At 40.1% G+C, this 14,205-nt stretch carries 18 protein-coding genes; 3 read left to right on the forward strand and 15 right to left on the reverse strand.

Features of this window, described 5'->3' with window-relative positions:
• Positions 1 to 66: 66 nt before the first annotated feature.
• The 4 genes from GPK88_RS10530 to GPK88_RS10545 form a co-directional block, all read right to left on the reverse strand.
• Entirely contained in the window at positions 67 to 684 is a 618-nt protein-coding gene (locus tag GPK88_RS10530; RefSeq protein ID WP_215707775.1) for a sigma-70 family RNA polymerase sigma factor, read from the reverse strand.
• Between the two features lie 403 nt (positions 685 to 1,087).
• Positions 1,088 to 1,315 carry a hypothetical protein gene (locus GPK88_RS10535; protein WP_005334838.1) on the reverse strand — a complete coding sequence of 76 codons (228 nt, stop codon included), beginning with the start codon at positions 1,313 to 1,315 and terminating at the stop codon, positions 1,088 to 1,090.
• A gap of 233 nt (positions 1,316 to 1,548) precedes the next feature.
• Positions 1,549 to 1,965, reverse strand: a complete 417-nt coding sequence (locus tag GPK88_RS10540) for a hypothetical protein (protein WP_330626666.1) — start codon at positions 1,963 to 1,965, stop codon at positions 1,549 to 1,551.
• 14 nt (positions 1,966 to 1,979) lie between these two features.
• Positions 1,980 to 3,269, reverse strand: coding sequence for a Y-family DNA polymerase (locus tag GPK88_RS10545; RefSeq protein ID WP_442860219.1), 1,290 nt, complete (start codon positions 3,267 to 3,269; stop codon positions 1,980 to 1,982).
• Between the two features lie 246 nt (positions 3,270 to 3,515).
• Here GPK88_RS10545 and GPK88_RS10550 point away from each other — a divergent pair, with 246 nt between their 5' ends.
• From GPK88_RS10550 to GPK88_RS10560, 3 genes are all read left to right on the forward strand, one after another.
• Positions 3,516 to 3,974, forward strand: a complete 459-nt coding sequence (locus GPK88_RS10550; RefSeq protein WP_118534939.1) for a helix-turn-helix domain-containing protein — start codon at positions 3,516 to 3,518, stop codon at positions 3,972 to 3,974.
• 91 nt (positions 3,975 to 4,065) lie between these two features.
• Positions 4,066 to 4,581 carry an ImmA/IrrE family metallo-endopeptidase gene (locus GPK88_RS10555; RefSeq protein WP_243149150.1) on the forward strand — a complete coding sequence of 172 codons (516 nt, stop codon included), beginning with the start codon at positions 4,066 to 4,068 and terminating at the stop codon, positions 4,579 to 4,581.
• Positions 4,582 to 4,646: 65 nt separating this feature from the next.
• Entirely contained in the window at positions 4,647 to 5,297 is a 651-nt protein-coding gene (locus GPK88_RS10560; RefSeq protein WP_215707777.1) for a CpXC domain-containing protein, read from the forward strand.
• Positions 5,298 to 5,439: 142 nt separating this feature from the next.
• Here GPK88_RS10560 and GPK88_RS10565 read toward each other — a convergent pair whose 3' ends face one another.
• The 11 genes from GPK88_RS10565 to GPK88_RS10615 all read right to left on the reverse strand — a co-directional run bounded on the left by GPK88_RS10565 (position 5,440) and on the right by GPK88_RS10615 (position 14,164).
• Positions 5,440 to 5,901: a hypothetical protein gene (locus GPK88_RS10565; protein ID WP_215707778.1), complete on the reverse strand. Its 462-nt coding sequence runs from the start codon at positions 5,899 to 5,901 to the stop codon at positions 5,440 to 5,442.
• 102 nt (positions 5,902 to 6,003) lie between these two features.
• Positions 6,004 to 6,402 (reverse strand): hypothetical protein, encoded by a 399-nt coding sequence (locus GPK88_RS10570; protein WP_215707779.1) that lies wholly within the window; start codon positions 6,400 to 6,402, stop codon positions 6,004 to 6,006.
• Between the two features lie 13 nt (positions 6,403 to 6,415).
• The gene (locus tag GPK88_RS10575) at positions 6,416 to 6,712 is read right to left on the reverse strand and encodes a hypothetical protein (RefSeq protein WP_215707780.1); all 297 of its coding nucleotides are present in this window, start codon (positions 6,710 to 6,712) and stop codon (positions 6,416 to 6,418) included.
• A 14-nt stretch (positions 6,713 to 6,726) separates the two neighbouring features.
• Positions 6,727 to 7,719 (reverse strand): replication initiator protein A, encoded by a 993-nt coding sequence (locus GPK88_RS10580; protein ID WP_215707781.1) that lies wholly within the window; start codon positions 7,717 to 7,719, stop codon positions 6,727 to 6,729.
• A 76-nt stretch (positions 7,720 to 7,795) separates the two neighbouring features.
• Positions 7,796 to 8,698, reverse strand: a complete 903-nt coding sequence (locus GPK88_RS10585) for a ParB/RepB/Spo0J family partition protein (RefSeq protein WP_215707782.1) — start codon at positions 8,696 to 8,698, stop codon at positions 7,796 to 7,798.
• The gene (locus GPK88_RS10590) at positions 8,688 to 9,473 is read right to left on the reverse strand and encodes a ParA family protein (RefSeq protein ID WP_117944153.1); all 786 of its coding nucleotides are present in this window, start codon (positions 9,471 to 9,473) and stop codon (positions 8,688 to 8,690) included. The genes GPK88_RS10585 and GPK88_RS10590 overlap by 11 nt, the downstream gene beginning before the upstream one ends.
• Before the next feature lie 25 nt (positions 9,474 to 9,498).
• Complete coding sequence (locus tag GPK88_RS10595) at positions 9,499 to 9,726, reverse strand: DUF6462 family protein (protein ID WP_004843802.1); 228 nt, start codon at positions 9,724 to 9,726, stop codon at positions 9,499 to 9,501.
• Positions 9,716 to 9,973, reverse strand: a complete 258-nt coding sequence (locus tag GPK88_RS10600; protein WP_009245610.1) for a DUF6462 family protein — start codon at positions 9,971 to 9,973, stop codon at positions 9,716 to 9,718. The genes GPK88_RS10595 and GPK88_RS10600 overlap by 11 nt, the downstream gene beginning before the upstream one ends.
• Before the next feature lie 382 nt (positions 9,974 to 10,355).
• Entirely contained in the window at positions 10,356 to 12,134 is a 1,779-nt protein-coding gene (gene lysS / locus GPK88_RS10605; protein WP_252197751.1) for a lysine--tRNA ligase, read from the reverse strand.
• A gap of 324 nt (positions 12,135 to 12,458) precedes the next feature.
• Positions 12,459 to 12,944 carry a transcription elongation factor GreA gene (greA, locus tag GPK88_RS10610; protein WP_021975942.1) on the reverse strand — a complete coding sequence of 162 codons (486 nt, stop codon included), beginning with the start codon at positions 12,942 to 12,944 and terminating at the stop codon, positions 12,459 to 12,461.
• Positions 12,945 to 13,213: 269 nt separating this feature from the next.
• Positions 13,214 to 14,164, reverse strand: coding sequence for a glycosyltransferase family 2 protein (locus GPK88_RS10615; RefSeq protein WP_021975943.1), 951 nt, complete (start codon positions 14,162 to 14,164; stop codon positions 13,214 to 13,216).
• Positions 14,165 to 14,205: the final 41 nt, after the last annotated feature.

The raw sequence follows: 14,205 nt of genomic DNA on the forward strand, positions 1-14,205 counted from the left end.
CTCCCTCACATATACAAAAGATGAACGGCCTTTTTACAGGTTCCAAAATGAAATTTTTTTAATTTTTTATTGATTGGCATATTTTTTCATGATTTCAATCGAGCGTTTTATAGTTCCGGCTACTGTCTGCTGACTGATTCCAAGACTTTTCGCAATATCCATCTGATTCATCTGCTCCCAAAAATACAGGTAAATAATCTCTTTTTGTCTTTCTGTTAATGTTTGCAACAGTTCTTTGATCAACTCTTTTTCAATCACATCGTCCAGACAGTTCCTTCTTGGATCGATCAGATATTTCCGGTCTTCCACGAATACAGAATAAGATATAATTCCGTGATAATCGCCGATCTTGATTTGATTGGTTATCATTCGATCAGATGCAACTAATAATGGAAGCACATACCAGTTTTCATTATCAAAGAACTCTCGTTTCACTCTTTTTCTTGTTCCATCGGCATTTTCATATTCATAGCCACTACATTTGTGCAATGGAAATACTGTGGTCTTTGTTCCTTCCTGATAAAGTACATAGCCATTTTCATAGACAGCAATGGATGCATCTGTCTCAAGTACTTCTTTTACAACAATCTCTGCTCCAGATTCTTTTAACGCTTTTGCTGATGGAGTATCTGCCTTCATATCTGCTACTTTTACTACTTTCTTTAATTCTTTTAATGTCAACATATGGACCGCCTTTCTGCCTTTCGGCTACGGGCAGTCCATGAACAAAGCATTAAAAATGAGCATTCCAATGAGCCACGAACTCACCCGTTTTTTTTTGAACGGGAGTCCGTGACTCCAAGATCATTTATTTTTTCCTCCTCACATATACAAAAGATGGGAGGCTAAAATACAGTGTCTAAAACACAAAAAATTTAAAAACATAAAAAAACCCGACAAAACAAATACTTCAACGATCTCCAAAACCAGAAAATACTTCTGATCTTGCAGTGTATCCGTAAATGTTTTGCCGGGCTCTTAGTGATTCCAGTCAGGTTCAGCTCCTTGACAAACTCTTGCTGTCTGGTGCGTTCTTGATGGTTCCTGCCAAATCCAACGCTTACTACAGACAGCTCATTCTATTCTGTTATGATCCCTGATTCATCATCTTTCGGGAATACGTCCGCATCCTGGACTTTAATTGTTCATCACGAATGTGGATCGGACGAACCGACACCATATCATCCTTTACAAATATCTCCAATGTACTGCGACATTTTTTGCACTCCACTTCTGAATCGCTTTGTGCGCTCTTTTCAATAAATGCTCCACATACAGAGCAGTGTACATGCCATTTAATAGCACCTGATCCCATATAGGCTTCCTCCTTTAAGCAATAAGATATTTCTCCATTTATTACTCAACGGACCAAAGGGAAATCAAATCCGCCTTATGAGCATCATGCCATCCATTCCGTAAGTGCCAAAGCTGCACGAACAGCACGATTTTTATTCTGATCAGATCTGCTTTGTCGATCTGTGCATCCTTTTTATCCTTCCACCAGCTACCACACACTCTTTCCGGTATAAAAAATTCTGCTGTGATTCATTAACACGATATTTCTATAGTTTCAAATACATCACCAGTCAGATCACAGATGTCCTGGATCTGAATCTCAGTATCATCGATCCGTAAGTGAACGGATGGATCAAAAAATTCTACAGTTCCAGATAACGTATGGTACTGGCCAACTGACGGATTCTTCCAGGATTTTTGAAAATAAGTAGCCTGTATCTTCATCCCATATGCCAGGATCCTTAATTTCATATCCAGCTCATTTTTCTTTTCTTCGGATAAATCTCTTTTCGATTCGTAAATGATTTCCTGTTGCCGGATCGTTTCATCCAGTCCACGAAGTGCCGCAAATGGAGCAAACTGTTTTGCCCTGCGTCCTACATCCATGGGATGTCTCCTGGAAACCGGTCTTGATAAATATAAATACGGTTGATATGCACTTGCCAGCACTTTTTACACCTCCTCTAAGCACGGTGACCACCTATTTGTTCATTGCGTTCTCGATAAGTAGAACACTCTAGCAGGTTAGATCCACGCATGATCGCATTCTTTCCATAACGCTGCTTTACATTCAATACTGCTTCCTGTAAATGCCGTTCTTTATCGGTCTGTTTTGGATCATCAAACAGGCTGTACTGCACATAATTTTCAGGAGCAACCCTGTTCGCACACACCTCGATTCTTCGGATTCCGGTATATCTGTCCGCAATCCTGAGATATAAATCTTCCACTGCATCCATGATTTTTTTTGAACTGTTACTTCCTCTTTCGAGTTTTACGGTTCCTTTGGATGCCTCATGCTCATACCTGTGGTCATATGCGATCCATAAGGTGAAAGAGCTTGTCACCAGTCCTTTTTCAAACAGATCCAGGGCCAGGTTGTCTGTCATTTCCCTTACGATTACAAGTGCTTCTTCAAAAGAATAATTTCGCATCAGCACCTGACCATTTGAAAGGCTGTGTTCCTCCGAATGATAGTTCTTGATGTCACTCATCTGGCATGTTTCATAGCCCCATGCATGATCGATCAACAGCTCTGCATCAATCCCAAACATCTTATACAGCCAGTCTTCGGATCTTAAAGAAGCCATTGCGATATCGCCCATCGTATGAATCCCGTAACCGGCCAGTTTTTTTTCAGTCCGGGATCCAATCCTCCAGAAGTCACTTAATGGTTTATGATCCCATAGCTGCTCTCTGTAAGAGAATTCATCCAGGATTCCAATATGGTCATCCACATGCTTTGCTACGATATCCATTGCGATCTTAGCAAGATACAGATTGGTTCCCACACCAGCAGTTGCAGTGATACCCGTTTCCTCCATGACCGTTTGCATAAGCTTTACCGCCATTTCTTTTGCAGTGAGATGATAAAGCTGCAGATAGTTTGTCGCATCAATAAAACACTCATCGACACTGTACACATGGATATCTTCTTTTGAGACGTACCGCAGATAGATTCCATAGATCTTTGCGGAATAATCCATATACAGCTGCATCCTTGGCATGGCTGTGATGTACTTTACACAATCCGGTATCTCATGGATCCGGCACCGGTTCTTGATGCCAAGAGACTTCATAGCCGGAGTGATTGCCAGGCAGATTGTTGACTTTGATCTGGTCGGATCTGCAACCACCAGGTTTGCTTTAAACGGATCCAGTCCACGTTCTACGCATTCCACAGAAGCATAAAAGGACTTTAGATCAATACAGATAATAGAAGTCTGATCCTGACTCACATTGTCACCTCCCATACGTCTTTCCTCTTTTTGTAACATGTATCCCATTTTGACTGTCAATGACTGTGCATCCTTCCTGTTTTCTTTAAAATATAGGAAATTCATTCCACATATTCATTGACAAAAGAGGAAATATTGTGTATCTTATAGGAAAGATGTTTCCCTTATCTGTGATTCACATTATAGGAGAGATATTTCCCTTTGTCAAGATTAATTTTTGATTTTTAGGAGACACATTTCCCGTTTTGCCTTGAGGCGGTAATGAGACTTATAAGACAAGGCTTAGAAAGAGGTATGTTTATGACATTCGGTGAAAAAGTAAGATCATTAAGAAAAGAAAAAAAGATGAGTCAGCAGGAACTGGCCAGTATGGTTGGTGTTTCATATAGGACCATTCGATCCTGGGAAGTAGAAGGACGTTTTCCAAAACAAAATGTTCTGTATCAGAAACTGGCAGATGCATTACAGTGTGACGTTTCTTATCTCATGAGTGAGAATGAAGCTTTTATCACAGAAGCATCCGAACAGTTTGGTAACCGTGGTGCCAGACAGGCTCAGCAGATTCTGGAACAGGCTGCAGCTATGTTTGCCGGTGGATCACTGACAGACGAAGATAAAATAGCTTTTATGGATGAGATCCAGAGCCTTTATCTGGATTCCAAAAGACGTGCAAAGAAATTTACACCGAAAAAATATCTGAAAAACCAAGAGGAAAAATAATAGAAGGCGGGATTATTGTACACCTAATCTGTTACCTTATAGTTACAAGGATATTTCTGCCCTTTTATTTTTTACTTTTGAGGTGATTTATTTGAGAAACACTTACATATATACAGAAACAAAGAAATTAATCAAGAAATATGGAACCCGAGATCCATTTGAGATCATGGATCAGATGAACATTGTTGTCGGGGAAACTTCCAGATATAAGACACTGAAAGGATATTGTTTTATGAGCTGCAAGACGATCTATGTCATGATCAGCAGTTTCCTTTCAGAAGAAGAAAAGATGATCGTCGCCGCCCATGAATTAGGGCATATCATCCTGCATCGTTCCCAGCTGAAAATGGCTCCGATGCAAGATGATACACTCTACAATATGACGGATAATACAGAATACCAGGCCAATCTGTTTGCTGCAGATCTACTGATTGAAGATGAAGACATTGAAGAGATGGTTCAGAACGAAGACCTGGATTATTTCGGACTCTGCAGTTCATTGAATGCGACTCCGGAACTAATGAGCTTTAAATTATACAGCCTGACAAAACGAGGCCAGGCTTATCATATGCCGATGGAGATTCAGAGTAATTTCCTGGCAAAATAATAAAGGATAAGCGTATTCTACAATAAGAAAACTATCGACTTATCTCACTGAAAGGGGGATTATTTATGTCAAAACATCATATCGAAAAGGTCACCTGCCCTTCCTGCCATCATGAGGGAGATTTTGAAGTCTGGGACAGCATTAATACTGTACTGGATCCTGAAATGAAAGAGAAGGTACTTAATCAGTCTATTTTCCTTTATACCTGCCCGAACTGTGGAGAGACCTTTCGTTTAAACTATCCTATACTCTATCACCAGATGGAAGATCTTGTCATGATTTATCTGGTTCCTGAATCAGAAGTAAAGAAGACATATGAAATATTTTATGAAAAAAATGCTTTGGCTGATTATCGTACTGAAAAGTACTTAAACCGGATTGTGACATCAGCAAATCAGCTCATTGAAAAGATCCAGATCTTTGATGCAGGTAAAGATGACAGGGTAATGGAACTTGTTAAATTACTTGCGACAGATTCTATTCGCAAAAATGATTCTGATATAGAATTTGATGAACTGCGCTTTGCTGTCGACGACGACGGAACAAATATTCTTGTAATCATTAATAAGGGTGAAATCACTGCTGCAGTTAATATCGACAATATGTATGAATTTGCTTCTTCACACTGCAGTGATTTCAAAGATCTCCGCGATGATGAGGATATTGTTATCAACAGGGAATGGATCCTTAACAAACTTTCTGAAGAAGAAAATTAATAATATATTTGGTGGCTACACCCCCAAGCCCCTGTGGAATCAACAACACCGGTACCGGATATCAAAATCCCGCACCGGTGTTATTGATTGTAATTAGCTTACTTTGATAGAATGATAGATTGTCAGTCATACAACTCGTAATCTAGCTATCAAATAAATTATATTTTCGTTGAACATACCTTTCAATAAAAACGGCTTGCATTGAGTCTTCATCTTTTGTTTTATGATGAACAACAAGTATCATATTACTCATTTTATATTTATCTTTATTACTTTTCATGAATAGACGCCCAAATCTACGCTCATTTTCTTCCTCATCATGTAACGAAATATCAGGACTATTATAATTAGTTTTTCCGCCAATAAGACCATATGTTTTATTTGTCTCTATTTCAATAAAGAATTTAATATAAGTAAAGAATTTAGTCTCATCGTTTTTGTCTTGACGAATTTGGCTCCATTTTTTATAAATTGACATATCGTATTGTTTGACTTGGCCTTCAAAAATTTTTTTGAGGTCATCTTGTATAGAATCGAATGTATAGAATTCAAATTGAAGGGTTAGTCCAGCAGCTTCAACATCAAATATTTTACTTTCCATCATTACCTCCTGATTATTTAATTATCAGTTCATTAATTCTAGACGGTTAGATAAATGCCCGATTTGCACATCAAATCGTTTTCTTCATTCTATCACAGCATTGTATTATTCTGCCATCAATTTTTCGAACCAGGTATCCATGACAATAATAAACTGGCTTGCCCCTTTCCACTCTTGCAGCATTTCATCCAGAGTTTTGTGTTTCTCATATTTCTGCACGTACACCCAGGTGGCTATACCACTGGCCTCAGAGATAATTCCCGTTATGATCTTACGCATGATGTCCTCAAATTCTGCGATTTCCTCTTTAGGAACAATGTCATAAAGGTCGGGAATCTGGAAATCTTCTTTCCCACAATTCTCATGTACATCAATTAAATCTGCCTTAACTCTCTTTCTGGATTCCTCAGGTAATTTCAAATATTGCCAGATCATTGACACCACTTCGGATGGTGTGTCTTTTTTGATTGGTGGTAATTGTATAAAATCATTCTTTTCACTCATTTTCATATCCTCCTCAAGATAAAATAAAATCAATAATAGATTCTCTTGTCATGTCCAGTACAGTATCTACAACCACTCCTGCAAACAGAACCAGATACAGAATAGTGCTCAGCACAAACAGGAATGCAACCTGAACCCAGTCATGGTAACAGTATGCAGTCGCTATAATCAACAAAGTGAATAGAAACCCAAGGATTCCCCTGACAACCGCATAAGTCTGTACTGTCATCTTCACTGCCAGGCCGATCACAAAAAGGATCAGCCATACCGGCAGTAATAATATCTTCCCAGCAAGTTTTAAAATAAACATGTGTACCTCCTATCTTACCAGTCCTGCATATCATGGTTCACCTCTGCCTGATAATACCCGTTCATCGTGGACGGTGCATTAAACAGAGCTGCCAGCAAATATTTCTTGATATTCTTCACTTTGCTTGTATTCTCGCTCATACAGTGCAAGACATACTCTATGTGTGAATAAGTCAGCATCAAAAACTTTTTCTTCACCAGTGCTGCCGGATACCAGTTGCTGGCAATCAAAATCTTGTCGTTTTTACACATCACTGTCTCTACAATCAGGTTCACGATTTCATCAACCTGTCGCATATCGTCATGATGGGTTATTTCCAGTGACTCATAATCAACGGTCTCTTTGACCAGATTTTCATAAGCCTCATATTCCTCAGTAGGATTATCGCCATCGGATCGATTCTCATCTGCAGATACGATTTGATTAGATTTATTATAATTCATTTCAGTATCACTAAGATTAGTATAATTAGGGTTTGAAATGTAAACTTCTTGAAGTTTGTTTTCGGGACTTCTTGAAGTTTGATTTTGGGACTTCATGAAGTTTGAATTGTAAACTTCTGTAGATTCCTCATTTTCCTCAGAAGTTTGTTTTTTAAACTTCTTTAATTCATCCTCCAGTGATTTCTCTTCCGTTTTTTCCGGCATAAAGGTTTTCACGTAGATAATGTTCACCTTTCCAAATCCCTGTCTGCGTTTCTCAATCAAACCAATTCCTGTTTCATCATCCAGTTCCTGCATGGATTTGATTGCTTTATTTCGACCGCAATTCAGTAATTCCATGATATCTTCTATCGAAAAGTAAATATATGCTCTGTTATTTTCATCAAACCATTGATTTTTAATGGACAGGGACATACGATCCAGCATTAATCCATATAAAATTTTAGCATCGCTTGATAAATCTTTAAAGTAACTATCTGTAAATAATGCTTTTGGTATACGGTAGAAGCTGAACTGATCAGCTTCCGCTCCGTAGAAATATTTGAATTTCATCTTTTTATCCATAACTTCCTCCTTTCGTTTTCTATACAGAAGTCCTCTTTCTAAACTTCTGTGTCTCTTTTCTTCTTCTGTTTCTTACTTAATCATTTTGTTCTTGAGACCATTTTTCCAGCAAGGATTCTATCACCTGTTCCATATCATCAGCACTGTAGCTCTCCGGAAAATACTTCGTCAGCTTCTTTTCTGAAAATGTAATAGATCTTGATGCTGGCTTCACCATCATACATTTGTTAAAGATCGTCAGCATTCCCACCTGATTAACCGATCCTTCATTCAGCTGATTTCTGAGGGCTGTGATCTGCTGTGGTTTAATGAAGCCAGTGTCTTTGATATATTCGTAGATCCATTTCTGGATTTCTTTATCGATGTAGGAAATATCCACAGCTACTGTGAATTTCAATTTCTTACTATCTACTAAATCAAGTAACTCTGGTATCAGTTCTGTTAAACGAATATATCTTTGAACTTGAGCTCTGCTTTCACCCACTTGTTTACTTAACACTTCGTCAGATCTCGACTTCGTCTCATTTTGAGACAAAGTTAAATCTGTCCTGCTTCCTTGTCTCTTCATTGCCTCCAACTTCATCCGATACGCAAATGCCTTCTCACTCGGCAATAACTCCTCCCTTTGAATGTTGGCATCCACCATCGCTATTACCGCGTCATCATCCGATAATTCTCTTACGATAGCTGGGATGGTAGTAAGTCCTGCCATCTTTGCTGCATGTAATCTTCGGTGACCGGAGATCATTTCATATTCATCATTGTTGTCCACTCGAAGCAATACCGGTGTCAGCACACCACTAAGCTTTACGCTTTCAATCAGATCTTGCATCTTCTCATCATCAAGAACCTTAAATGGATGATTCTTGAATGCATGGATCTTGTTGATCTCGATTTCCATTGCTGATTCTTCATTAACAACACCTAATAATTCATCAATACTTGCCAGTTTAATTTTTTCACCCGGTCTATTTTTCATCACTCATAACCTCCTGTGTCAGATTCATATATGCCATAGATACTTTACCTTTCGGACAATGCGTGTAGATACTAATTCCTTCTGCACTTGTCTCTGCCGCTTTTACTGACATTGGAATTACATTTTTAAAGATTGCAATCTGGCTTCCATAAGTTTTCTGTACAAGTGCCGCAATATCCTTCGCATAGTTGGTTCTGAAATCTACCATAGTCAAAAGGATTCCTTCTATCGTCAATTTCCGGTTCAGTCTTTTCTTTACCATAGAGATTGTTTTGATCAACTGCTGTAATCCCTTCACCGGAAGATAGGCTGCCTGGACCGGAATTAAAACAGAATCCGAAGACACCAAGGCATTGATCGTCATCATTCCAAGGCTAGGTAAGCAATCGATCAAGATATAATCGTATCGGGATCGTATCGTATCGATGTATTCCTTCATGATCATTTCCCGACTCATTACATTTCCCATCGTCACTTCCAAAGTTGACAATTCAATATTTGCCGGAAGCAGATCTACATTTTCCTGATGATGCAGAATACCGTCTTCCTCTGATATTTCATCTTCATTAATCACTTTCGTCATGATGGTTGCCAAAGTAACTCCCAGTTCATCCGGCTCTACATATCCAAGACTTGCTGTCAGACTTCCCTGTGGATCTGCATCGATCAATAATACTTTTTTTCCTTCTCTTGCCAGGCCAATTCCTAAATTTACGGTTGTGGTGGTCTTTCCGACTCCGCCTTTCTGGTTTGTAATGGATATCACTTTACACATATGTTGTTCCTCCTGTATTCTTTCATCAAAATTCTTCATCACGGAATGCTTCCAGATATTCATCAATAAGATCCAAATTAACTAACACGATTCTTTTGACATGGTATACTGCTCTGGCATCTTTTGCTAACTGTTGAAATGTATGGACTCCCATGGAATAAAGCATTGCCCCTTCCTCATAACGGACAAATTTCTTGCGTCCTCCTTTGACAAGCTTTTCCAAATCCGGAACCTTGCTTCGGTTATTTCCCATAACGCTTCCTCCTTCTCTTCTTTAATTCTGATACAACCTCAGGATTGCCTTCTAAAAAATCATCCAGAATATTCAGATCCACAATGGCTGTCTTTCGAATCGGATAATTGGCTTCTGCTTTTTTCGCTAGTCTGACAAAAGGCCAGTAGGACATCTTATAAATCTTTGCTCCTTGTGTGTAATTTACAAATCTGCGTTTCTTTCCTTCCAGATATTTTTCCAAGTCAGGTGTTTTTCGTTTTTTCATGGCTTCCTCCTTGTTTCCAGAAATTTATTTGGCAGGTACGTGAAAGGATATGTTTTCTGCATATCATCAAAATGAACAATTGCTATGCCTGACAACAAAAAAAGGACACCTTCCATTGGTATTTCTACCAAAAGAGAAGTGTCCCTTTATACACCTTATTTTTGAAAAATGCTCCTCAAAAATAATCAATATTTTACTTGTAAACAAATAAGTCAAACAGTTAAGAATCCATAGAGCTCCTTATTCTGTTTCCTTATAATCCATACATCATTATTTCAATCTATACAGCTCCAAGCCGTTTCATGTAGCTCCATGTCAATCCGTGGAACCACTTTTCCTGATTGGACGTCTATGACTACCAAACCGAACTCTTTTTTCTGGATTAGTACAGCTTAGCACCTGCCGGAATATGGTTATCAACCATCAGAAGATGCAGTTCTTCATCCTCTGAATTCTTCAGGTTATTTACTGCTGAAAGCAGCATACCGCAAGACTCGATTCCCATCATCTTTCTTGGCGGAAGGTTGGTGATTGCGATCAGTGTCTTACCAACTAATTCTTCCGGCTCATAGTAAGAGTGGATTCCGCTTAAGATCGTGCGGTCTGTACCTGTTCCGTCATCCAGTGTGAACTGAAGGAGCTTCTTGCTCTTCGGAACTGCTACACACTCTTTAACCTTTACGGCACGGAAATCAGATTTACTGAATGTATCAAAATCAACCTCTTCTTCAAATAAAGGCTCAACCTTTACGTTGGAGAAGTCAACTTTTGCGGTCTCTGCTGGAGCAACTGCAGCTGTCTGAGCTACATTATTTGCTTCATTTTTTGCAGAACCTTGTGATTTCATTGTCGGGAACAGAAGTACGTCACGAATTGCCTGGCTATCTGTCAGGAGCATAACGAGACGGTCGATTCCGTATCCGATACCACCTGTTGGCGGCATACCGATCTCCAGTGCGTTCAGGAAGTCTTCATCTGTATGGTTTGCTTCCTCATCACCTGCGTCTGCAAGAGCATCCTGTGCTTTGAAACGCTCTCTCTGATCGATCGGGTCGTTGAGCTCGGAATATGCGTTACACATTTCCCATGTATTGATAAAGAGCTCGAAACGCTCTACCTTGTTCGGATCGGAAGGTTTCTTCTTGGTAAGAGGAGAGATCTCGATCGGATGATCCATGATGAATGTCGGCTGGATCAGCTCTTTCTCACAATATTCCTCAAAGAAGAGGTTGATGATATCACCTTTCTTGTGACGATCCTCATATTCAATATGATGCTCATCAGCAAGTTTCTTAGCTGCCTCATCATCTGCTACTTCGGCAAAGTCGATTCCTGCATATTTCTTGATGGCATCGTTCATGGTCAGACGTGCGAAAGGCTTTCCAAGATCGATCTCGATACCATTGTAGGAAATCTTTGTGGAACCGCAGACCTTCTCTGCAAGGTAACGGAACATGGACTCTGTCAGCTCCATCATTCCCTCATAATCAGTATATGCCTGATAAAGCTCCATCAGAGTGAACTCCGGATTGTGACGGGTATCAACACCCTCGTTACGGAATACACGGCCGATCTCGTAAACTCTCTCAAGTCCGCCTACGATCAGTCTCTTAAGATAAAGCTCCAGGGAAATACGAAGCTTAACGTCTTCGTTCAGTGCGTTGTAATGTGTCTCAAATGGTCTTGCAGCTGCACCGCCTGCGTTGGAAACCAGCATTGGTGTCTCAACTTCCATGAAGTCACGTCCTGCAAGAAAATTACGGATCTCCTTAAGGATCTGGGAACGTTTGATAAATACATTCTTGCTGTCCTGGTTCATGATAAGATCCACATATCTCTGACGATAACGGGTATCTGTATCTGTCAGTCCGTGGAATTTCTCAGGAAGGATCTGTAAGCTCTTGGAAAGAAGAGTCATCTTCTCTGCATGAATGGAGATCTCACCTGTTCTTGTTCTGAAAGCAAATCCCTCCAGACCAAAAATATCACCGATATCAGATTTCTTGAAATCTGCATAGGAATCGGTTCCAATGGCATCTCTTGCCACATAAACCTGAATGTTACCCTGTAAATCCTGGATATTGCAGAAAGAAGCTTTTCCCATTACACGTTTGAACATCATACGTCCTGCGATCGCTACGTGGATCGGGCTTGCGTCCATGATGCTTCTTCTTTCTTCATAATCCTTCTTCTGAGCCTCTTTTGCCTGCTCTTCATCAAGACCTGTTACGTCAAGCTCCTTGCGGTCTTTGAGAAGCTCTGCCTCATGTGCTTCATAAAGCTTCTTTACCTCAAGGGAATGATGTGTCTGATCAAATTTTGTGATCTGAAACGGGTCCCTGCCGTTTGCCTGAAGGTCTGCCAGTTTGTCACGACGTACCTTAAGCAGCTGGTTTACATCCTGCTTCTTCTGCTCTGCCACTTGTTGGCCTCCTTAATCTATCTATCGTTCAGCGGATATGTGCGATCCGCTCCGTTACCTGTTTTATACGTTTCTCTGGATCTCAAGAACTTTGTATTTCATGATTCCGGACGGCATTTCAACCTCAACGATATCGTTGGTGTGAGCGCCGATCAGCGCCTTACCTACCGGAGACTCGTTGGAGATCTTACCCTCAAGGCTGTTAGCCTCTGTGGAACCTACAATCTTCAGCTCCATGTCTTCATCAAACTCATAATCATGAACCTTAACCTTGCAGCCTACGCTGATTCTGTCAAGATCAACTTCGTCCTCTACTACAACCTCGGCATTCTTGAGGATCTTCTCGATCTCCTCGATACGTGCCTCGATATCTCTCTGCTCGTCTTTTGCTGCATCGTACTCAGCGTTCTCAGAAAGGTCTCCCTGCTCTCTGGCCTCTTTAATCTTTCCTGCAACTTCTTTTCTCTTAACAACTTTCAGATCGTGCAGCTCGTCTTCCAGTTTTCTAAGTCCTGCGTATGTGAGTAAGTTCTTCTTTGCTTCTTCCATTTTGCCTTACTTCCTTTCAAAACCGCGCTGTTTTTTTCTGAAAAAATACAGCTTCGGATATTTCTGTTGCTACCATTCCCAAGAGCTCTTTTTCCTAAAAAAGGGCGTAAAAACCTCAGGATATTCACAATTCCTGTATTATACCGAAAAGCCCCTGTATTGTCAAGCATTCCACGTCGAAAAAAGGGCCCTGAAAATGTAGAAAAAACCGCAGGAAAATTTAAATTTCCACACGGTTTTTTCGCAGCATTTTTTCTTATTTCTGTTTCTTATTTTTCTTCCGGGAAAAGGTCTTTATACCGGTTGGTTACCATCTGTGTCTGGAACTCAAAATCCTGCTTGTGCTGATTGACCAGTGTAGACAGGATAATTCCGGAAAACCAGCAGATAATCGCTGTCATGATCACAAATCCACTTACGATCAGTGTAGGCAGTTTGTTCACAGTTCCCACTTCCAGAAAGTGGATCAGTACCGGAATAAAAAATGCCATCCCGACTACAAACAGCACCGCTGCTATAATAGAAAAGAATTCCAACGGCTTATAATTTTTAAACATTCTCATGATCGTCTTCAGCACTTTAAATCCATCTGCGTAGGTATTCAGTTTGGATTCGCTTCCCTCCGGACGGTCGCGGTATTCAATGATCACATTCTCTACCTGCATGTTCTTGTCAATGGCATGAATCGTCATTTCTGTCTCAATCTCAAAATTTCTGGAAAGGACCGGAAATGTTTTTACAAAGCGGTAACTCATTGCCCGGTATCCGGTCATAATGTCCTTGATATCACTTTTGAAAAGGCGGTTGATAGAACCACGGACAATGCTGTTTCCGAAATTATGGAAAGGACGTTTGTTCTCTGTAAAATATGTAGAGGACAGGCGATCTCCGACAACCATGTCTGTTCCGTTTTTCAGAACTTTCTCACACATCTGTGCCGCAAATTCCGCCGGATAGGTGTCGTCCCCGTCAACCATCAGATAGCACTGTGCATCAATATCACGAAACATACTGCGGATTACGTTGCCCTTTCCCTGCTGATATTCATAACGGACAACAGCCCCTTCTTTCCTCGCAATCTCGTCTGTACCATCTGTGGAATTGTTATCATATACGTAAATCACAGACTCCGGAAGTGCTTTTCGCATATCACGGATAACCTTGGCTACAGTCTTACTTTCGTTATAGCAAGGTATCAAAACTGCTATTTTATCTGGCATCTGTACTTTTTTTCTCCTGTAAAGCTCTTATGTTTTCTGAC

The organism is Blautia sp. MCC269 (genome assembly GCF_018785655.1).
Taxonomy (GTDB): domain Bacteria; phylum Bacillota; class Clostridia; order Lachnospirales; family Lachnospiraceae; genus Blautia_A.

Bases quoted from the DNA above. Each gene is read 5' to 3' on its own strand.
- GPK88_RS10530 (WP_215707775.1), bottom strand. From the start codon at position 684: ATGTTGACATTAAAAGAATTAAAGAAAGTAGTAAAAGTAGCAGATATG.
- GPK88_RS10535 (WP_005334838.1), bottom strand. From the start codon at position 1,315: ATGGGATCAGGTGCTATTAAATGGCATGTACACTGCTCTGTATGTGGA.
- GPK88_RS10545 (WP_442860219.1), bottom strand. From the start codon at position 3,269: ATGGGAGGTGACAATGTGAGTCAGGATCAGACTTCTATTATCTGTATT.
- GPK88_RS10550 (WP_118534939.1), top strand. From the start codon at position 3,516: ATGAGACTTATAAGACAAGGCTTAGAAAGAGGTATGTTTATGACATTC.
- GPK88_RS10560 (WP_215707777.1), top strand. From the start codon at position 4,647: ATGTCAAAACATCATATCGAAAAGGTCACCTGCCCTTCCTGCCATCAT.
- GPK88_RS10565 (WP_215707778.1), bottom strand. From the start codon at position 5,901: ATGATGGAAAGTAAAATATTTGATGTTGAAGCTGCTGGACTAACCCTT.
- GPK88_RS10570 (WP_215707779.1), bottom strand. From the start codon at position 6,402: ATGAGTGAAAAGAATGATTTTATACAATTACCACCAATCAAAAAAGAC.
- GPK88_RS10575 (WP_215707780.1), bottom strand. From the start codon at position 6,712: ATGTTTATTTTAAAACTTGCTGGGAAGATATTATTACTGCCGGTATGG.
- GPK88_RS10580 (WP_215707781.1), bottom strand. From the start codon at position 7,719: ATGGATAAAAAGATGAAATTCAAATATTTCTACGGAGCGGAAGCTGAT.
- GPK88_RS10585 (WP_215707782.1), bottom strand. From the start codon at position 8,698: ATGAAAAATAGACCGGGTGAAAAAATTAAACTGGCAAGTATTGATGAA.
- GPK88_RS10590 (WP_117944153.1), bottom strand. From the start codon at position 9,473: ATGTGTAAAGTGATATCCATTACAAACCAGAAAGGCGGAGTCGGAAAG.
- GPK88_RS10595 (WP_004843802.1), bottom strand. From the start codon at position 9,726: ATGGGAAATAACCGAAGCAAGGTTCCGGATTTGGAAAAGCTTGTCAAA.
- GPK88_RS10600 (WP_009245610.1), bottom strand. From the start codon at position 9,973: ATGAAAAAACGAAAAACACCTGACTTGGAAAAATATCTGGAAGGAAAG.
- lysS (WP_252197751.1), bottom strand. From the start codon at position 12,134: ATGGACGCAAGCCCGATCCACGTAGCGATCGCAGGACGTATGATGTTC.
- greA (WP_021975942.1), bottom strand. From the start codon at position 12,944: ATGGAAGAAGCAAAGAAGAACTTACTCACATACGCAGGACTTAGAAAA.
- GPK88_RS10615 (WP_021975943.1), bottom strand. From the start codon at position 14,164: ATGCCAGATAAAATAGCAGTTTTGATACCTTGCTATAACGAAAGTAAG.